Source organism: Actinomyces sp. HMSC075C01 (assembly GCF_001812965.1).
Taxonomy (GTDB): domain Bacteria; phylum Actinomycetota; class Actinomycetes; order Actinomycetales; family Actinomycetaceae; genus Actinomyces; species Actinomyces acetigenes.
Genome location: NZ_KV810987.1, coordinates 40501 through 59109, shown reverse-complemented (window position 1 = coordinate 59109; position 18609 = coordinate 40501). Strand labels below are relative to the sequence as shown.

Below are 18609 nucleotides of genomic sequence, written 5' to 3'. Positions count from 1 at the left end.
TGGAAATGTATCGGCCGAGTTTCACGCGCCGGGTATTGTGACCCCATTCATTTGTTCGTACGCGGTGTCACCTCCAAGGCTGTCAGGTGCTCGTGCCACGGACCGGTGACTCAAGCACCGGTGGGTTGTCCGGAGGAGGAGAACGCATGCTCCCGTACCTGGCGCGCCGGATCGCGAACTACGCGGTCCTGCTGTTCATCGCCACGTCATTGGCCTATCTGCTGGCCTCGGCCTCCCTGGATCCCTCGGCCCTGTGGAACCATCAGGATCCCTCCCTCAACTGGGACGCCATTCACGCCAACCTCGTGAAGTACAACATCAGCCACGACCTGCCCGTGTGGGACCGCTACGTCACCTGGCTGCGTAACGTGGTTCTCCACTGGGACTGGGGGCGCACCCCCAAGGGCGAGTTCATCAACACCCTCATCGGCACCAAGATCCTCGTCTCGGTGCGGCTGGTCTTCCTGGGTGCCGCCATCGGCATGGTGGGGGGAGTGGCCCTGGGGGCCTGGACCGCCACGCGCCAGTACCGCTTCTCCGACCGTGCGATCTCCCTGATCTCCATGATCATCATCTCCACTCCCGCCATGGTCATCGCGATCCTTCTGCAGGTCCTGGCCGTCCAGATCAACCGCAGCTCCGGCTTCCAGATCTTCGAGTTCACCGGTGAGGGGGAGGGGGCCCTCGGTCGCCTCCAGCACCTGCTGCTTCCCACCCTGTCGATGTCGCTGGGCGGTATCGCCTCCTACTCCCGCTTCCAGCGCAACCTCATGCTCGACACCCTGGGCGCCGACTACGTGCGCACCGCCCGCGCCAAGGGCCTCATCAAGCGCAAGGCGCTGACCCGCCACGCGCTGCGCACCGCGCTCATCCCCATGGCCACCTACTTCGCCTTCGCCCTGGCCACCCTGTTCACCGGTGCCGCCATCACCGAGCGGGTCTACGGCTGGCACGGCATGGGCGAGTACTCCATCAGCGCGATCTCCGGCATGGACATCAACGGGGTGACGGCCGTGGTCGCCTTCTCCGGGCTGTGCACCCTCACCGGCGCGCTCCTGTCCGACGTCTTCGTGGCGATCGTCGACCCGAGAGTGAGGGTGAGCTGACCCATGGCGCGCAATGCTGAACCCAACGGGATGGCCTCCATCGGCAAGCAGATGACGGTGGGCGGCTACGCCGCCGTCGAGCAGGGCGGGGAGGCCCCGCTGAGCCCCGAGGACCTGGGCGACATCACCAAGGAGACCCCCAGGGACTCCCGGCGTCTGACCCGCAGGCAGATCATCACCCGGCGCTTCTGGCGCAACAAGGGGGCCGTCGTCGGCGCGATCGGCTTCCTGCTCATGGTGCTCTTCGCGCTTCTCGGCGACGCCGCGACCCACTGGACCTTCACCGACGTCGACTCCTCCGCCTTCCTGCAGGCCCCCAGTGCCGACCACTGGTTCGGCACCACCCAGGGCGGCCGCGACGTCTACGCGATGGTCGTGGAGGGCACCCGCAAGTCCATGATGATCGGCGTCTTCGTCGCCCTGCTCCAGACGGGCATCGCCGCCGTCATCGGCTCCTCGGCCGCCTACTTCGGCGGCTGGTGGGAGAAGATCGCCCTGTGGGCCACCGACCTGCTCCTGGTGGTGCCCTCCTTCCTCATCATCGCGATCCTCTCCCAGCGGGCCGGAGCCGCCAAGGGCTCCATCGCGCTGTTCATCATCCTCCTGGCCGGTTTCGGGTGGATGCTCACGGCCCGTGTGGTGCGCTCACTGACCCTGAGCGTGAAGAACCTGGAGTACGTCAGCGCCGCCCGCTTCATGAACGTGCCCAGCCCCGTCATCATCGCCCGGCACATCCTGCCCAACATCGCCTCCCTGCTCATCGTGGACGCCACCATCAACGTGGCCTACGCCGTCATCAGCGAGACGACGCTGTCCTACTTCGGTTTCGGGGTCCAGCCGCCCAACACCTCCCTGGGCACCCTCATCGCCGAGGGGCAGCGCTCCGCGACCACCTACCCCTGGATCTTCCTGGCCCCGGCAGCCGTGCTCGTCCTCATGCTCCTGTGCGTCAACGTCATGGGTGACGGCCTGCGCGACGCCATCGACCCCTCGTCCAAGTCAGGAGGCAAGGCATGAGCCCCACGAGCAGCTCCCGCTCGTCCGCAGAGGCCACGAAGAGCGCCGCGGCCGTGCCCGCCGTCGACGCCCGCAGAGGCGACGACGCGCTGCCGGACCCCTCCAGCGCCGCCCCGCTGCTGGAGGTCACCGACCTGCACGTCTCCTTCCCCTCCGAGGACGGGCGCGTCAACGCCGTGCGCGGAGTCAACCTGTCGGTCGCCCGCGGTGAGGTGCTGGCCCTGGTCGGCGAGTCCGGCTCGGGCAAGTCCGTCACCTCCACGGCGGTCATGGGGCTGCTCGACGAGTCCGCCGAGGTCACCGGCTCGGTGCGCCTCCACGGCACCGAGCTGCTGGGGCGGCCCGACGGCTACATGTCCCGCATCCGCGGCTCCCAGGTCGCCATGGTCTTCCAGGACCCGCTCAGCGCCCTGACCCCCGTGTACACGGTGGGCGCCCAGATCGTCGAGGCCCTGCGCATCCACCATCCCGGCATGAGCGAGGCGGCCGCCCGTAAGCGCGCCGTCGAGCTGCTCGACCTGGTGGGCATCCCCAACCCGCAGGTGCGTGCCAAGGCCTCCCCCCACGAGTTCTCCGGCGGCATGCGCCAGCGGGCCGTCATCGCCATCGCGATCGCCAACGACCCCGACCTCATCATCGCCGACGAGCCCACCACGGCCCTCGACGTCACCATCCAGGCCCAGATCCTCGACGTGCTGCGCACCGCCCAGAAGGAGACCGGTGCCGGCGTCATCATGATCACCCACGACCTGGGGGTCGTGGCCGGCATGGCCGACCGGGTGGCCGTCATGTACGCCGGGCGCATCGTGGAGACCGGCGACGTCGACGACATCTTCTACCGCTCGCGCATGCCCTACACGATCGGCCTGCTCGGCTCCCTGCCCCGTCTGGACGCGCGCAAGGACTCGGCTCTGGCCACCCTGGAGGGCAACCCGCCCTCCCTGCTCGAGCTGCCCCGAGGGTGCCCCTTCATCCCCCGCTGCCCCATGGCCCAGGCCGAGTGCGCCCAGGGAGAGCCGCAGCTCGCCCTCGTGGAGCGCGGCGGGACCGACGGCGAGGAGACCGGCTCCGGCGCCCAGTACTCGGCCTGCCGCCGCCGCGACGAGATCGAGCGGGACCAGCTCGACTACTCCCACATCTACCCCGTCCCGGCTCTCAAGACTCCCGAGACCATGAGCCTGCCGCACGTCGAGCGCCCCGAGGTCCTGCGCGTCACCGACCTCGTCAAGGAGTTCCCCCTCATGAAGGGCGCCGTCTTCAAAAGACGCGTGGGCACCGTCCACGCCGTCGACGGCGTCTCCTTCGACGTCCGCCGGGGCGAGACCCTGGCCCTGGTCGGCGAGTCCGGATGCGGCAAGACCACCACCCTCATGGAGGTCCTCTCCCTCCAGGCGCCCCAGGAGGGCCGGATCGTGGTCCTGGGCAAGGACACGGCCGACCTGGAGCGGGCCCAGCGCCGCCAGGTGCGCCGCGACCTGCAGATCGTCTTCCAGGACCCCATGGCCTCCCTGGACCCGCGCCTGCCGATCTTCGACATCATCGCCGAGCCGCTGCGGGCCAACGGGTGGAAGAAGGCGGACATCGGGCCGCGCATCGAGGAGCTCATGGAGCTCGTCGGTCTCGAGCCCAGCCACGCCAACCGCTACCCGCGCAACTTCTCCGGCGGGCAGCGCCAGCGCATCGGCATCGCCCGGGCCCTGGCCCTCGAACCCAGCCTCCTGGTCCTCGATGAGCCGGTCTCGGCCCTGGACGTGTCCATCCAGGCCGGCGTCATCAACCTGCTTGACGAGCTGCGCGCCACCATGGGGCTCAGCTACCTCTTCGTGGCCCACGACCTGTCGGTGGTGCGCCACATCGCCGACCGCGTCGCCGTCATGTACCTGGGGCGGATCGTGGAGATCGGCGACGTCGACACCATCTTCGAGGCCCCGGCCCACCCCTACACCCAGGCCCTGCTCTCGGCGATCCCCATCCCGGACCCGGCCAAGGAGCGCGGCCGCAGCCGCATCGTCCTGGAGGGCGACATGCCCAGCCCCGCCAACCCGCCCTCGGGTTGCCGCTTCCGCACCCGCTGCCCGAAGTTCCCCTCAGGACTCACCGACGACGAGCGCTCGGCCTGCCTGGGAGCCATGCCGGAGTTCCGCTCCCAGGGCGAGGACCACGACGTCGCCTGCTACTACCCCGAGCGCACCGCGGTCTTCTGACGTCCCTCGCGCCCCGAGTCCTCCCATCGCACTGTCCACCGATCCTGCCCACCACCGCGCGCCGACGACGGCGCCCTCAGTGAACGGAGATTCCCATGAAGCTCAACCGTCGCATGTTCCTCGCCACGACGGCCTCCGCGGCCGTCCTGACCTCCCTGGCCGCCTGCGCCAAGAACGGCTCCGGCTCCTCGGGCTCCACCGCCGGCGTACCCACGGCCGCCCCCGACGAGCTCCAGGACGGGGGTACGCTGCGCTTCGGCATCGGCTCGGCGCCGACGAACTGGAACGCCGCGACCGTGGACGGCAACGTCGTTGACGTGCGCCTGGTCATGAAGTTCGTCGCCCCCTACGTCGTCGACTGGGCCGAGGACGGCAAGGCGACGCCGAACCCCGACTTCCTCACCAAGCTCGAGGCCGCGGAGGTCGGAGGCAAGACCGTGGTCACCGTGGCCGTCAACGAGAAGGCCACCTGGGGCAACGGACGCAAGTGGGACTCCGAGGACATCAAGGCGTTCTTCGACCATGTCAAGGACCCCAGCTACTCCTGGGCCACCGTCGAGGGCCTCGACAAGGTCGAGAAGGTCGAGATCGTGGACAAGCAGACCGCCAAGCTCACCTTCAACTCGGTCTACCCCGACTGGTCCTACGCCCTGGCCGGCATCTCCCCCAAGGAGCTCATGGCCGATGCCAAGACCTTCAACGAGTCGATGGCCGGCGCCACCAAGTTCAACAACGACTACTTCGCCGGCCCCTTCAAGATCAAGAGCTACGACGAGTCCAAGCAGGTCATCACCCTGGAGCGCAACGACAAGTGGTGGGGTGCCGCCCCCAAGCTCGAGACCGTCACCCTGCACGTCCTGGACGACTCGGCCTTGGGGCAGGCCTTCGCCAACAAGGAGATCGACGTCCTGGACTACATCTTCTCCGCCGACGTCTACCAGCAGGCCAGCGGCCGCGATGACGCCGAGGTCCGCCAGAACACCGGCCTGCAGTGGCGTCACATCATGTTCAACGCCTCCTCTGGCCCCTTGGCGGACAAGGCCGTGCGCCAGGCCATCCCCCGGGCCTGCGACCGCGAGGCCATCGCTGCCTCCGACCTGGCGGGCCTGCCGGTGGACGCCAAGAAGACCCTCCTGGGCAACCGCTTCTTCCTGCCCGTCCAGGAGGGCTACCAGGACAACTCCACCAGCTGGGGCCACGACGTCGAGGCCGCCAAGAAGCTGCTCGACGACGCCGGCTGGGGGGCCGGATCCGACGGCGTGCGTGCCAAGGACGGCACGAAGCTCGAGCTGGTGATGACCATCCCCTCTAACGCCCCCGTGGCCACCAACGAGGCCAACCTCCTTCAGAAGCAGCTGGGCGAGGTCGGCATCAAGCTCAGTGTCTCCACGGTCGAGATCGACAAGTACTTCCCGGAGTACATCAACAAGAAGAACTACGCGCTGACGGCCTTCACCACCGAGAAGACCCAGTACCCCCTGGCCAACGTGGGCCAGTACTACGCCTCGACCAGCCAGTCCAACTACACCGGGCTGTCCGTCCCCGAGGTCGACCAGTACGTCGCCAAGATCGGCTCGACCCCCGACGGTTCCGAGCGCAACAAGCTCGCCAACGAGCTCGACAAGATTCTGTGGGAGAACGTCTTCAACATCCCGATCTACCAGCGTATGCAACTGACCGCCGTGCCCAAGACGCTGCGCAACTTCGGCGCCCAGGGGCTGGCCTCCTTCCGGCCCGAGCGCATCGGCTACGTCAAGAGCTGAGCCGGTGCCCTCAACCGGACCGGATGACGACGGACGAGAGCCGGTGCGGCATGATGCGCCCGTGCAAGAAGACGTGCCCACCGCTGTGTCCATCACCGTGCCCCCTGCCATGCCGACCGTCGTCATCCGGTCCCTGCCGGCCCGCCTCGGCACCGCCCTCATCGGCCTGGCCTCGGCGGGGATGTCCCTGACGATCGGCCTGGCCGACGGCGCCGCCCACGGGCTGCGCACCCTGGCCTGGGCGGGGACGCTCACCTTCCTCACCTGGCTGCTGTGGTGGGCCCCACACATCACCCTGACCCCGCAGGCACTCACCATCCGCAACGCCTGGCGCACCCACGTGCTGGACTGGGACGAGGTCGAGCTGTGCCGCACCCGCTGGGGGCTGTCGGTCATCACCCGTGACGACGTCGAGGTGCGGGCCTCGGCCGCTCCCCGCCGCGGCGGCATGGCCGAGTCCTTCCGACGCCGCCAGGAACTGCGCGAGCAGCAGGAGCGGCGCGACGGCCTGCGGGCCGCCGAGCCGGCCCCGGCGGTGCGCCCGGAGTACCTGGTGGGGGAGGGGACCTACCGCACCAACCTCGACACCGGTGATGCCGGATCCCTCATCGAGGCCTACGCCGAGCAGGTGCGCAGCCGTCCCGCTCGGGCCGCGGACGATGCGGCGCCCGGCGCTACCACCGGCGCCACCAGCGGCCTCAACCGTCCGGTCGTCGTCGCCGCCGGGCTGCTCGCCGTCGCGCTCGCGGCAGTGACCGTGCTCCTGTGAGGTGACCTCCCGGTGACCGGAGCGTGAGTGGGCGCACAGGCCGGGTGTTGGCCCGGCCATGGCAGGTCGCGACCGGCGTCCTCTAGTCTTTCTCTGTTTCGTGCCCTGTGGTCGGTGCCTGAGCGGTGTCTGGCCCGCGGCGTCCTCCCACCGGAAGAAGTGCCCCCTATGAGCGTGCGCCAGGATCTGCGCAACGTCGCCATTGTCGCCCACGTCGACCACGGCAAGACCACTCTTGTCGACGCCATGCTCTGGGAGGCGGGCGCCTTCGGGGCCCGGGCCACCGAGGAGACCACCGGTGAGCGCGTCATGGACTCCGGCGAGCTGGAGCGTGAGAAGGGCATCACGATCCTCGCCAAGAACACGGCGGTCCACTACTCGGGCCCCTCCGCCGCGGACGCCGGCTGCCCCGAGGGCATCATCATCAACGTCATCGACACCCCCGGCCATGCCGACTTCGGCGGTGAGGTCGAGCGGGGGCTGTCCATGGTCGACGGCGTCGTCCTCCTCGTCGACGCCTCCGAGGGGCCCCTGCCCCAGACCCGCTTCGTGCTGCGCAAGGCCCTGGCCGCGAACCTGCCGGTCATCCTCGTGGTCAACAAGGTGGACCGCCCCGACTCCCGGCTCGACGAGGTCGTCTCCGAGTCCACCGACCTGCTGCTGTCCCTGGCCAGCGACCTGGCCGACGAGCACCCCGACATCGACCTCGACGCCGTCCTGGACGTGCCCGTCATCTACGCCTCCGCCAAGGCTCGCCGCGCCGACACCGAGGCCCCGGCCGACGGCGAGCTGCCGGCCAACGAGAACCTCGAGCCGCTCTTCCGCACCATCATCGAGCGGATCCCCGGCCCCTCCTACGAGGAGGGCGCCCCCCTGCAGGCCCACGTCACCAACCTGGACGCCTCCCCCTTCCTGGGGCGCCTGGCGCTGCTGCGCATCCACAACGGCACCCTGCGCAAGGGGCAGACGGTGGCCTGGGCCCGCCACGACGGCTCCCTGGCCTCCGCCCGCGTCTCCGAGCTCCTCGTCACCGAGGGGCTGGACCGCAAACCCGCCGAGGAGGCGCACGCCGGTGACATCGTCGCCGTCGCCGGGATCGAGGACATCACCATCGGCGAGTCCCTCGTGGACCCCGAGGACCCGCGCCCCCTGCCGCTCATCACCGTGGACGACCCGGCCATCGCCATGACCATCGGCATCAACACCTCCCCGATGGCCGGGCGCACCAAGGGCGCCAAGGTCACCGCCCGTCAGGTCAAGGACCGCCTGGACCGCGAGCTCATCGGCAACGTGTCCCTGCGGGTCCTGCCCACCACGCGGCCCGACGCCTGGGAGGTGCAGGGGCGCGGCGAGCTGGCGCTGGCGATCCTCGTGGAGCAGATGCGCCGCGAGGGATTCGAGCTGACCGTCGGCAAGCCCCAGGTGGTCACCCGCACCATCGACGGCAAGCGCCACGAGCCCATCGAGCGCATGACCATTGACGTCCCCGAGGAGTACCTGGGCGCCGTCACCCAGCTCATGGCCGCCCGCAAGGGCCAGATGGAGACCATGACCAACCACGGCACCGGCTGGATCCGCATGGAGTTCCTCGTGCCGGCCCGCGGCCTCATCGGCTTCCGCACGCAGTTCCTTACCGAGACCCGTGGCACCGGCATCGCCTCCTCCATCGCCGAGGGCTACGCCCCCTGGGCCGGCAAGATCGTCTCGCGCACCACCGGCTCCCTCGTCTCCGACCGCGCCGGGGCCGTGACCGCTTACGCGCTCATCCGCCTGCAGGACCGCGGCAGCTTCTTCGTCGAGCCCACCCAGGAGACCTACGAGGGGCAGGTCGTGGGGGAGAACCCCCGCGGCGAGGACATGGACGTCAACGTGGTCCGCGAAAAGCAGCAGACCAACATGCGCTCCTCGACCGCGGACACCTTCGAGGCCCTCGTGCCGCCGCGCCGCCTCACCCTGGAGGAGGCCCTCGAGTTCGCCGCCGACGACGAGTGTGTCGAGGTCACCCCGGAGGCCGTGCGCATCCGCAAGGTCATCCTCAACTCCCAGGAGCGCTTCCGCGAGAACGCCCGCCGTCGTCGTGCCGAGGCCTGAGAGGAACCGCGCCCATGAGCCAGTCCGTCAACCGCGGGGAGAAGCCTGCCGCCTCCGAGGCCGCAGCCGACGCCGTCGAGCCCGTTGAGGCTGCTGTGCCGGCCGAGTCCGCCTCGCAGGCCGAGGAGTCCGAGGCGGCTCCGATCACCGAGCAGCCTGAGAAGTCCGAGGGACCTGAGGAGCCCGAGCAGGCTCCCGTCGTCGAGCAGCCGGAGGAGAAGGCTCCCGCCGTCGAGGACATCGGCGAGGTCGCCGACCAGGGTGCGGGTGAGCCCGTCTCCTGTGCTCAGGGCGGGGACGCTGACGACACCCCGACCCTCAACCTCGAGGATGAGTCTCAGGACGAGCCTGCGGAGACTGCCGAGTCGGCTGAGCCGGCTGAGGAGGTCGGTGGCGAGGCCCAGGAGGGGGAGCCCGCCGGGACGGTCGAGGCCGTGAAGCCTGCAGAGCCTGCCGAGTCGGCCCAGGCCGCTGAGCCGGCTGAGCCGGTCGGTCAGGCCGAGGAGTCCGAGGCGGCTCCGGTCACCGAGCAGCCTGAGAAGTCCGAGGGACCTGAGGAGCCCGAGCAGGCCCCAGTCGTCGAGCAGCCGGAGGAGAAGGCCCCCGCCGGCGAGGTCGCCGACCAGAGCGCCGACAAGACCTCCGCCCCTGGTGACGAGCCCGTTGAGTCGGCCGTTTCCGAGCCGGCCACTTCCGAGTCGGCCGCTGTAGAAGCCGCTGAACCGGTGGCGACGCCGGCATCGACGCGCGTCGTCGACGAGGCCGCCACCCCTGCCGAGGCCCTCTCACCCTATGAGTCGGCCGGCGCCGACGCGGCTGAAGAGACCCGGCAAGGCAGCGCATGGAGCCCCGACTCCGGCGACATGCCGCCATCGATCGCACCGAAGAGCCTGTCCGGGGCGTCGCCCTCAGCGCCCGCGCAGGCCACGCCCGCCGTCAACGCCGCCCGAGCCGCTGAGCCCACCGAGGGCGATGCCGATCCGGTGGGGGACAACGCTGCCGCCGCCGTCGCCGGGACCCTGGCCGCGGCCGAGAAGGCGCACAAGCCCTCCAATGCCCAGGACGTCGCGAAGAAGACCAACGGTACGGCAGCCGGGTCGGGCGCCTCACGCCGTCGGCGCCTCATCCCCGCCGCCTGCGCCGCCGGGGCCGCGGCCCTGCTGCTGGCCTGGGGCGGCATCGCCTGGTGGACCACCCAGCACATCGCCTCGGGCACCACCGTCTCCGGTGTCGATGTCTCCGGTCTGAGCCCCAAGGAGGCCCGCGACCGCGTCGGCAAGGGCATCGGCGACCAGCTCGCCCAGCCCGTCACCCTCACCGTCGGGCAGGGCAGCTCCGAGCTCGTGCCCGCCAAGTCGGGCATCTCGGTCGACACCGACGCCTCGGTCAAGAAGCTCACCGGCTTCACCCTCAACCCCCTCACCCTGGCTCAGCGCCTCGGCGGCCAGCGCACCGAGGCCGTCATCCGGGTCGATTCCACCGCGCTGCGCGGCGCCCTGGAGGACCGGGTCGACACGATGGCCAACGGCGCGGTCTCGGCGACCGTGACCCTGGAGGGCACCAAGCCGGTCACCACGCCCGCGAGCAACGGCATCGGGCTCGACGTCGAGGCCTCTCTCAAACAGCTCTCCGGTAGCTGGCCCCTGGGCAAGAAGACGCTCGCCATGGCCGAGGGCACCGCGATCCCCGCCATCACCGACGAGGAGGCCGCCAAGTTCGTCGACGGCACCCTCACGCCGCTGCTGTCCAGCGGACTGACCGTGAACACGGCGGGCACCGGCGCGCAGAGCAAGAGCCCCGGCGCGGCCGCGGCCTTCTCACCGCAGGACACAGCCGAGATGCTGAAGATCTCCTCCGAGGGCGGCACCTTGAGCGCCACCTTCGACCCGACCGCACTGCGTGACGGCGTCGTCGCCAGGATCGGTCAGGTCGAGACCCCCGCCCAGAACGCGACCTGGAAGATCGACGGCTCCGCCACCGGCGCACCTGGGGCACGCCCCCAGTACGTCCCCGCCGCCCAGGGCAAAGTCATCGACACCGCCGCCCTGTCCGCAAGCCTGCTCAAGGCCGGCACCACCGCCACCGACGTCGCCGGCCGGACCGTGACCCTGCCGATGGTCGTGGCCGAGCCGACGGTGAAGACGCCGCAGAACGAGTGGGGCATCAGCGAGGCGATCGGCGAGTTCGCCACCCCGTACAACAGTGGGGACGCGCCGCGCACCCAGAACCTCACCCGCGGGGCCGAGCTCGTCAACGGCACCGTCGTCAAGCCCGGTGAGGTCTTCTCCCTGGAGAAGACCCTCGGCGAGGTCGACTACGAGCACGGGTTCGCCGACGCCGGAGTCATCTCCAACGGGCAGCACGTCGACTCCATGGGCGGCGGGCTGAGCCAGGTGGCCACCACCGTCTTCAACGCCGGTTTCGAGGCCGGTATGGACGATACCGAGCACCACGCCCACCAGTACTACTTCGACCGCTACCCGGCCGGGCGCGAGGCCACCCTGTGGACCGGCAAGCTCGACGTGAAGTTCACGAACTCCACGTCCCACGCGGTGCTGGTCCAGGCCTGGCTGGACGGCGAGCAGATTCACGTGCGCATGTGGTCCACGAAGTACTACGACGTGTCGATCACCTCCTCGGACCGGTTCAACTTCCGCCCGGTGTCCACTGAGCGCAAGTCCGGCCCCGGCTGCGAGCCCTACTCGGGCGGCAACCCCGGCTTCGACATCACCGTCACCCGCACCCGCAAGCACGACGGAAAGGCCCTGCCTGACGACGTGCTCACCACCCAGTACGCCGCCGACAACGACATCGTCTGCTCCTGACGGCGCCGCCGTCTGCGCCCCCGGTTCAGAGGAGTGCCGACGCAGCAGTGTCGGAGGAGACTTTTGTCCAAACGGGACGACTTTGATGACACCGTAGAACGCTTCTGCGTGACCGCGGTTCTCTGACCTGCGCAAACGCGAGTGGATCGCGTGGCGTCGCGCGTCAAAGTCGTCCCTGCTGGACACTTTTCAGTCGGATCGTCGCAGATCGCGCTCTGAGGCGTGCGGTGCCCGAGATTGGTGTTACCTGTGACATTCGCGCTGCGGCAGTGACGTAATCGCGGTGTGGCAACCCTGAGTTTTCGGCGTGCTGACGGCCACTCTCTCACCTCTTGGGCCGACGGGCACCGGGGGACCATACTTGGCCCGACCCCGCTCACCTGCGTGGACAGATCCCCAGAGAAGAAAGGACACTGCTGCCATGACGTACGTCATTGCCCAGCCCTGCGTCGACGTCAAGGACCGTGCCTGCGTCGACGAGTGTCCCGTCGACTGCATCTACGAGGGTGAACGCAGCCTCTACATCAACGCCGACGAGTGCGTCGACTGCGGCGCCTGCGAGCCCGTCTGCCCCACCGAGGCGATCTTCTACGAGGACGATGTTCCCGAGGAGTGGGAGGACTACACCCGCGCCAACATCGACTTCTTCGAGCTCAAGGGACTCGGCTCGCCCGGAGGTGCCCAGAGGACCGGCGCGCTGGACTACGACGACCCCATGATCGCCGCCCTGCCCCCGCAGAACGAGGAGTGGAAAGAGGCCAACGGCTACTGAGCCGGCGGGCGGGGGCTGGGGGTGGAGACACCCCGGCTCGTGAGGAAGAATCAGGACCCGTGACCACCAGCGCGACTCCTGAGACCTCCCCCAGCCCCCACCTGCCCCGCCGCCTCGCCCTGCCCGACTTCCCCTGGGACTCGCTGAGCCCCTACCGGGAGCGGGCCGCCCAGCACCCGGACGGCGTCGTCGACCTGGCGGTGGGGACACCCGTCGACCCCACCCCCGAGATCGCCCGCAACGCCCTGTTCGCGGCCGCCAACGCCCCCGGCTACCCGACGGCGGTCGGCGCCCCCGTGGTGCGAGCCGCCATCGCCGAGTGGATGGAACGACGTCGGGGCGTGGCCGGCCTGGGTGACGGCGAGGTCATTCCCACCATCGGCTCCAAGGAGTCCGTGGCCCTCCTGCCGCTGCACCTGGGGGTGCGCCCCGGCGACCTCGTCCTGCACCCGAGAGCCGCCTACCCCACCTACGACGTCGGCGCCCGCCTCGTGGGGGCCACCCCGGTCCCCGTGGACACCGACGCCGACCCCGTCACCTGGGGTATTGCTGAGGACGCGCCCGTGGCCGTCGTCTGGCTCAACAGCCCCGGCAACCCCGACGGGCACGTCCTGAGCGTTGAGCAGATGGCCCGGATCGTCGCCTGGGCCAGAGCGCGGGGTGCCGTCGTCATCTCCGACGAGTGCTACGCCGAGCTCGGCTGGGAGTCGCCGTGGGACACCCAGCCGATCCCGAGCCTCCTGGACCCCCGGGTCGGAGGAGAGGCGGGCCGAAGCGGCCTGCTCGCCCTGTACTCCCTGTCCAAGCAGTCCAACCTGGCCGGCTACCGGGCGGCCTTCCTCGCCGGTGACGCGCGGCTCGTGGGCGCCGTCACCGAGGTGCGCAAGCACACCGGCATGCTCATGCCGACTCCGGTGCAGGCGGCTCTCGTGGCCGCCCTCGGCGACGAGGCGCACATGGAGGTGCAGAAGGAGGTCTACCGGGAGCGCCGCGAGGTGCTCGTCGAGGCGACTGCCGCCGCCGGTCTCGTCAACGACCCGGCTTCCGTGGCCGGCCTGTACCTGTGGCTCCGGGGACCCGAGTCTATGAGCGCCTACGAGCTCGTGGGGGCCTTCTCTGAGCTGGGGATCGTCGTGGCCCCCGGCGACTTCTACGGCGAGGCCGGGGCCGGGCGGGTGCGCATGAGCCTGACCGACACCGACGAGCGAGTCGCCGCCGCCGCCGCGCGCCTGCGCTCGCCTGAGGCCGCCGCCCTCTTCGCCGGCTGAGGCCACCTTGGTCCCGATCAGCTCACCTCGGGCCACCCGGAGGTGAGATAGGCCCCGACGGCGCGGTGCTGGAATCGGTAGGGCCTGCCGCGCTGGATGATCCTGCGGGTCAGGTCGAGCCGCTGTGCGGTGGGGCCCGCGTCGGTGGCCCTCTTGTGGCCGAGCTTCTCGGCGATATTCGTCAGAGAACGTTCCTCGGGTGCGAGCTCAGCCATTGCCTCGACGAACTCCCTCTCGCGCGGTGGGAGCCGATCGAGGATGCGTTGCACATGCGCCTCTGCCTCATGAACCGCCTGCCTGCTCCATCCGGTACGGACGTGCTCGGCGGTGATGATGCTGTCAGTGCTGGCGTGCCAGGCGCACTGCCCGGCGAGCTGGAAAAGGAATGGCTCTCCGCAGGAGAGCTCGACGATGGCGCGTTGGGCGTCGGGCTCCATGAAGATCCGATCTGTGCCGCCGTCGGCCGTGGTGATGGGCCACCCCTGGCTGATGAAGGGGTGGAGTGCGGTCAGGAGGTCGTCGTCGTCGATGGTCTCCAGCGTGGTGGTCTGGAAGCGACGCGCGAAGGTGGCACCGGATCGGGCTCCGGCCATGTCCGCGAACTCGGGCAGGCCGGTCAGGTAGACGGCGATAGGCAGCGCCGAGCCGACACTCAGACCGCCGGGAAGGGTCGTGGGCTCCTCGTGAGTGAGCGCGTCACCCAGGGCGATGAGCAGCTGGGAGCGCGCATGCTCATCAGTGATGTTCTGGACCTCGTCAATGTGGATCATCACCACGGCATGGTGCTTGGTGGCCGCACGGCCGATCTCAATGAGCAGATCGGTCAGGGCGGTGTAAGGCTCGGGGCCGTCCTGGGCGCGCACGGACAGGGAAGTGCCGGAGACAGTCACGGACTCAACGCGGCGCAGCAGGTCGCCGATGCGCTGCTCCCTGGCTGCTGGCAGACCCGCCGTGTCGGCGAGGGTCAGCAGAGCCGAGGCGACTCGCTTGATGGGGTCGCTTCCCGACGGGATGCGCAGTTGCGGCGTGACCCAGTCGCCATCCTCCAAGGCCTCGCTCGCGATCCGGCGCACCAACGCGGATTTTCCGGAGCCGGCTTCCCCCAGGATTGTGCGGCCGCGCTCGTGGATGCCGGCGGCTCGGCGCGGGCGAAGAGCATCCCGCCAGTCGCTGAGGTGCTCGATGCGCCCCGCCCACACCAGGGGCACCGTGTCCGAGCCTGGGCTGAACGGTGAGTCAAGGGGAGTCCTCATGATGATAAGTTTATCAACGATCACTTGGTTTGATAAATTTATCAGCCGCCGCTGGGCTTGATAAGTTTATCAAGCCATGGGTGGGTGTCCGGCTGGTGCCCACGGCGGGCTGATCCGGGCTCGTCAGGCTGATCCGGTGGCCCACGGTGAGCCCATGAGACGACGTCGTGACGGCGCACCCCGTACAGTGGACGCTGGGCCCGCCGGAACCCCCGTGGGCCCAGGTCTCGCCGTCGCGATGCGTGCGGCCCCGAGCCCCAGGAGGCATGATGACGAGCACCCCCACCCCCACCGCGGCTGAGCAGCCCGAGCAGAGCCGGCTCAGCGCCGTCGGCGGTCCCGCTCTGCTGGCTGTTGACGGCACCAACCTTGAGCTGCCGCGCACCCGGGCGACCGACGGCGCCGACGGCCTAGGCGTGTCCAAGCTGCTGGGCTCCACCGGCGTGGTGACACTCGACCCGGGCTTCACCAACACGGCGTCGTGCACCTCGCAGATCACCTACATCGACGGTGCGGCCGGGATCCTGCGCTACCGCGGCTACCCGATCGAGGAGCTGGCCAAGTCCTCGACCTTCCTGGAGGTCGCCTACCTCCTCATCAACGGCGAGCTGCCCGACCGAGAGTCCTTCGCGCGCATGGAGCGGCGCATCTCGCGTCACCGGCTGCTGCACGAGGATTTCCGCAGCTTCTTCACCTCCTTCCCCTCCTCGGGTCACCCGATGGCGATCCTCCAGGCGGGGATTGCGGGCCTGGCCACCTACTACGAGGACACCCTCGACCCGCACGACCCCTACGAGCGCGAGCTCGCCACCGTGCTGCTGCTGGCCAAGATGCCCACGATGATCAGCTACATCGCCCGGCGCGCCATTGGCCTGCCGCTGCTCTACCCCGACCCGCAGCGCTCCTACGTTGAGGACTTCATCCGCCTGACCTTCGGCATGCCCTACCAGTCCTACGAGATCGACCCTGCCGTGGTACGGGCCCTGGACATGCTCCTCATCCTGCACGCCGACCACGAGCAGAACTGCTCGACCTCCACGGTGCGCCTCGTGGGCTCGGCCGACGCCAACATGTACGCCTCCGTGGCTGCGGGGGTGGGCGCCCTGTCCGGGCCGCTGCACGGCGGCGCGAACGAGGCGGTCCTGCGGATGCTGGACACGATCCAGAGCTCGGGAATGAGCACGGCCGAGTTCGTCCGCAAGGTCAAGAACAAGGAGGACGGCGTGCGGCTCATGGGCTTCGGCCACCGGGTCTACAAGAACTACGACCCGCGCGCCGCCATCGTCAAGGAGACCGCCCACGACGTCCTGACCCGCCTGGGCTCCGACGACGGCGACCGCAAGCTCGAGATCGCCATGGAGCTGGAGGAGACGGCGCTTCGCGACGAGTACTTCGTCTCGCGCAGCCTCTACCCGAACGTCGACTTCTACACCGGCCTCATCTACCAGGCGATGGGCTTCCCCACGAAGATGTTCACGCCCCTGTTCGCCCTGGGGCGCCTGCCGGGCTGGATCGCCCAGTACCGCGAGATGATCGCCGACCCGGCCAAGCGCATCGGGCGGCCCCGCCAGGTCTACAACGGCTCCACCGAGCGCCACTATGTGGCCATGCACCGGCGCAAGCACGACGACGGCCAGTACCCGGACACCCGCGCCGGCGTGCCCAGCCTCGACCGCATCGCCAGGGTTTGAATCGCGAGGGTCTGAGGCTCACGGGCTCACGCCGGTCGCCCAGGGCTGATTGTCTGTGGCCGGTTGTCTGTGGCCGGGCGGTGCGGGTCGGGGACGTACTTTCCCGACGAGGACTGCTCTGTCCCCCAAACCACTGAGATCCGCCCGCAGTGGTTTGGGGGAGAAGTACGTCCCCGACGCAGAAGTACGTCGTCGATCATCCGCTTGTGGGATGCCGCCAGTTGCTCGTAGATCGGGCGGCTTTAACCGAGTGAACAGGGGATCTCCGGTCGACACGAAGGCCACCACCGGGCAGTACTCGACCGCATCACGAGGGGCTGCCTGGCCCTCCATCGGATCAGGATGCCTCGTTGCAGAGTCGAGGTGGGCCTCTGGTCTGCTGGGCATCAGTCGATCACGCGACGAAGGCTCGTACGGCTGAGCGAATGATCTCGGAGCGGCTGGTGCCGTCCTTCTCAGCGCGCTGGTCGACCGCGGCTACCAGACTGTCATCCATGCGGACTGGGACGACCCGCGCCGCACCATCCCCGATGGGGCGGCGTCCTCGCTTCTTCAGCACGTCGACGTCGTATCCACGTTCCGCTTCGTCAGCCCACTCCTGGATGGTCTCGTCGGTGACTGGCACGCCATCAATGGTTTCCATACGACAAGTGTAATACGAAATACCTGCCTGAACGTCGCCGAGTCCGTTGTGGTGAGTTCGGTGGCCTACAGGCCAGCTAGGTTGATCTTGCCCATGTGCAGGAGCTTCTCGCGCGTGGCGGCGTCGGCCATGAGCTCGGCGATGTTGTGGGGGACGACCTGCCAGGAGACGCCCCAGCGGTCGACGCACCAGCCGCAGCGCTCGGCCTCGGGCACGGCCGACAGTCCCGCCCAGTAGCGGTCGATCTCCTCCTGGTCCCGGCAGGAGACGATCATGGAGACTTCGGGAGTGAAGGTGAGGTCCTGGGAGGCCCCCGAGTCCCTGGCCGTCATCCAGATGCCGCGCAGCGTGAAGTCGGTGAACATCACCGTGCCCGCCTCCATCGGCCCGCCCTCCTCGTAGCGGTACAGGGCCCCGCGATGGGCGTCGTCGAACAGGTTGATCCAGGCCTCGGTGGCCTCCTCGGCGTTGGCGTGGTTGGGGCCGCCGAACATGAAGGAGGGCAGGATGAAGGGGCGCGGCTCGCCGGCCGGGTCGGTGAGCATGAGCTGCCAGGTCATGCCGAAGCGGTCACGGACCCAGGCGTAGCGCGGCGAGAAGGGGTACTCGCCCAGCTCCATGAGCACACCGCCGGCGGACAGCCGCTCATAGAGCTCATCGAGGTAGGCCCGGGCCTGGGCCTCGCCGCCGAACAGGAGCGGGTCGAAGTTCAGGATGCAGCTGATCGACGGGTTCGGGGCGTCCTGGTCGCCACCACTGAGGAGCGAGAGACGGAATCCGTGGATGCTGACCGTGGCCGCGTACCCGGGCACCTGCTCGACGACGCGGGCCTCACGGAAGACGCCGGCGTAGAACCGGGCCGCCTCATCGGCGTCGCCGTTGCAACGGATGGCGGGAGTGATGAGCTGGTCCATGTGAACACCGTAGCGTGACAAGCGTTGGGGCCGCTCCGGGAGAGGAACGGCCCCAACACTGTGATCGTCGAGCCGGGTCATGCCCGGGTATCACCGGCTACGAGGTGATCTTGCGCCGGTAGTGGAGAACTGCTGCGCCGGTGAGCAGTCCGAGGATCGCCAGGGCCGTCAACCTGCTCGCGTTGATCCCTGTGTTGGGGAGGGGCCGCTTTGAAGCGGTACTGGTCGGGGCGGCCGTGGGTACCTTGGTGGGCTCAGCGGTGACGGCAGGAGTGGGGGTCGAGCCTCCACTG

The 18609-nt window shown here is 69.3% G+C and carries 13 protein-coding genes and 1 pseudogene; 10 read left to right on the top strand and 4 right to left on the bottom strand.

Translation table 11 applies throughout. From position 1 onward, the window contains the following. Nucleotides 1-146: 146 nt before the first annotated feature. The 9 genes from HMPREF2883_RS05925 (at nucleotide 147) to dapC (ending at nucleotide 13815) form a co-directional block, all read left to right on the top strand. Nucleotides 147-1106: an ABC transporter permease gene (locus tag HMPREF2883_RS05925; RefSeq protein ID WP_070659661.1), complete on the top strand. Its 960-nt coding sequence runs from the start codon at nucleotides 147-149 to the stop codon at nucleotides 1104-1106. 30 nt (nucleotides 1107-1136) lie between these two features. Further along, nucleotides 1137-2123, top strand: coding sequence for an ABC transporter permease (locus HMPREF2883_RS05920; protein WP_070659913.1), 987 nt, complete (start codon nucleotides 1137-1139; stop codon nucleotides 2121-2123). Further along, complete coding sequence (locus tag HMPREF2883_RS05915) at nucleotides 2120-4327, top strand: dipeptide ABC transporter ATP-binding protein (protein ID WP_083313558.1); 2208 nt, start codon at nucleotides 2120-2122, stop codon at nucleotides 4325-4327. The genes HMPREF2883_RS05920 and HMPREF2883_RS05915 overlap by 4 nt, the downstream gene beginning before the upstream one ends. Before the next feature lie 95 nt (nucleotides 4328-4422). Beyond that, the gene (locus HMPREF2883_RS05910; protein WP_070659658.1) at nucleotides 4423-6090 is read left to right on the top strand and encodes an ABC transporter family substrate-binding protein; all 1668 of its coding nucleotides are present in this window, start codon (nucleotides 4423-4425) and stop codon (nucleotides 6088-6090) included. 73 nt (nucleotides 6091-6163) lie between these two features. After that, the gene (locus tag HMPREF2883_RS05905) at nucleotides 6164-6859 is read left to right on the top strand and encodes a hypothetical protein (protein ID WP_256277358.1); all 696 of its coding nucleotides are present in this window, start codon (nucleotides 6164-6166) and stop codon (nucleotides 6857-6859) included. A gap of 168 nt (nucleotides 6860-7027) precedes the next feature. Beyond that, on the top strand, nucleotides 7028-8950 hold the full coding sequence (gene typA, locus HMPREF2883_RS05900; RefSeq protein WP_070659656.1) for a translational GTPase TypA: 1923 nt from the start codon (nucleotides 7028-7030) through the stop codon (nucleotides 8948-8950). A 14-nt stretch (nucleotides 8951-8964) separates the two neighbouring features. Continuing rightward, the gene (locus HMPREF2883_RS15495) at nucleotides 8965-11775 is read left to right on the top strand and encodes a VanW family protein (protein WP_070659654.1); all 2811 of its coding nucleotides are present in this window, start codon (nucleotides 8965-8967) and stop codon (nucleotides 11773-11775) included. Between the two features lie 421 nt (nucleotides 11776-12196). Beyond that, the gene (fdxA, locus tag HMPREF2883_RS05890; protein WP_009394099.1) at nucleotides 12197-12547 is read left to right on the top strand and encodes a ferredoxin; all 351 of its coding nucleotides are present in this window, start codon (nucleotides 12197-12199) and stop codon (nucleotides 12545-12547) included. A 59-nt stretch (nucleotides 12548-12606) separates the two neighbouring features. Continuing rightward, nucleotides 12607-13815: a succinyldiaminopimelate transaminase gene (gene dapC / locus HMPREF2883_RS05885; protein ID WP_070659652.1), complete on the top strand. Its 1209-nt coding sequence runs from the start codon at nucleotides 12607-12609 to the stop codon at nucleotides 13813-13815. A gap of 17 nt (nucleotides 13816-13832) precedes the next feature. Here dapC and HMPREF2883_RS05880 read toward each other — a convergent pair whose 3' ends face one another. After that, nucleotides 13833-15068: an ATP-binding protein gene (locus HMPREF2883_RS05880; RefSeq protein WP_070659650.1), complete on the bottom strand. Its 1236-nt coding sequence runs from the start codon at nucleotides 15066-15068 to the stop codon at nucleotides 13833-13835. A 269-nt stretch (nucleotides 15069-15337) separates the two neighbouring features. Here HMPREF2883_RS05880 and HMPREF2883_RS05875 point away from each other — a divergent pair, with 269 nt between their 5' ends. Then, nucleotides 15338-16759, top strand: a complete 1422-nt coding sequence (locus HMPREF2883_RS05875) for a citrate synthase (RefSeq protein ID WP_070659647.1) — start codon at nucleotides 15338-15340, stop codon at nucleotides 16757-16759. A gap of 394 nt (nucleotides 16760-17153) precedes the next feature. Here the strand turns inward: HMPREF2883_RS05875 and HMPREF2883_RS05870 are convergent, their stop codons facing one another. From HMPREF2883_RS05870 to HMPREF2883_RS15490, 3 genes and pseudogenes are all read right to left on the bottom strand, one after another. Continuing rightward, complete coding sequence (locus tag HMPREF2883_RS05870; protein WP_070659645.1) at nucleotides 17154-17402, bottom strand: ribbon-helix-helix domain-containing protein; 249 nt, start codon at nucleotides 17400-17402, stop codon at nucleotides 17154-17156. A 65-nt stretch (nucleotides 17403-17467) separates the two neighbouring features. Beyond that, nucleotides 17468-18316, bottom strand: a complete 849-nt coding sequence (locus HMPREF2883_RS05865; protein ID WP_070659644.1) for a VOC family protein — start codon at nucleotides 18314-18316, stop codon at nucleotides 17468-17470. Between the two features lie 97 nt (nucleotides 18317-18413). Next, nucleotides 18414-18506, bottom strand: a pseudogene (locus HMPREF2883_RS15490) (hypothetical protein); the annotation flags it as partial. Nucleotides 18507-18609: the final 103 nt, after the last annotated feature.

What these genes read in the sequence shown, in the direction of transcription:
- fdxA (WP_009394099.1), top strand. Translation starts at nt 12,197, where the DNA reads ATGACGTACGTCATTGCCCAGCCCTGCGTCGACGTCAAGGACCGTGCC.
- HMPREF2883_RS15495 (WP_070659654.1), top strand. Translation starts at nt 8,965, where the DNA reads ATGAGCCAGTCCGTCAACCGCGGGGAGAAGCCTGCCGCCTCCGAGGCC.
- HMPREF2883_RS05925 (WP_070659661.1), top strand. Translation starts at nt 147, where the DNA reads ATGCTCCCGTACCTGGCGCGCCGGATCGCGAACTACGCGGTCCTGCTG.
- HMPREF2883_RS05875 (WP_070659647.1), top strand. Translation starts at nt 15,338, where the DNA reads ATGACGAGCACCCCCACCCCCACCGCGGCTGAGCAGCCCGAGCAGAGC.
- HMPREF2883_RS05910 (WP_070659658.1), top strand. Translation starts at nt 4,423, where the DNA reads ATGAAGCTCAACCGTCGCATGTTCCTCGCCACGACGGCCTCCGCGGCC.
- typA (WP_070659656.1), top strand. Translation starts at nt 7,028, where the DNA reads ATGAGCGTGCGCCAGGATCTGCGCAACGTCGCCATTGTCGCCCACGTC.
- HMPREF2883_RS05865 (WP_070659644.1), bottom strand. Translation starts at nt 18,316, where the DNA reads ATGGACCAGCTCATCACTCCCGCCATCCGTTGCAACGGCGACGCCGAT.
- HMPREF2883_RS05880 (WP_070659650.1), bottom strand. Translation starts at nt 15,068, where the DNA reads ATGAGGACTCCCCTTGACTCACCGTTCAGCCCAGGCTCGGACACGGTG.
- HMPREF2883_RS05920 (WP_070659913.1), top strand. Translation starts at nt 1,137, where the DNA reads ATGGCCTCCATCGGCAAGCAGATGACGGTGGGCGGCTACGCCGCCGTC.
- HMPREF2883_RS05915 (WP_083313558.1), top strand. Translation starts at nt 2,120, where the DNA reads ATGAGCCCCACGAGCAGCTCCCGCTCGTCCGCAGAGGCCACGAAGAGC.
- HMPREF2883_RS05870 (WP_070659645.1), bottom strand. Translation starts at nt 17,402, where the DNA reads ATGGAAACCATTGATGGCGTGCCAGTCACCGACGAGACCATCCAGGAG.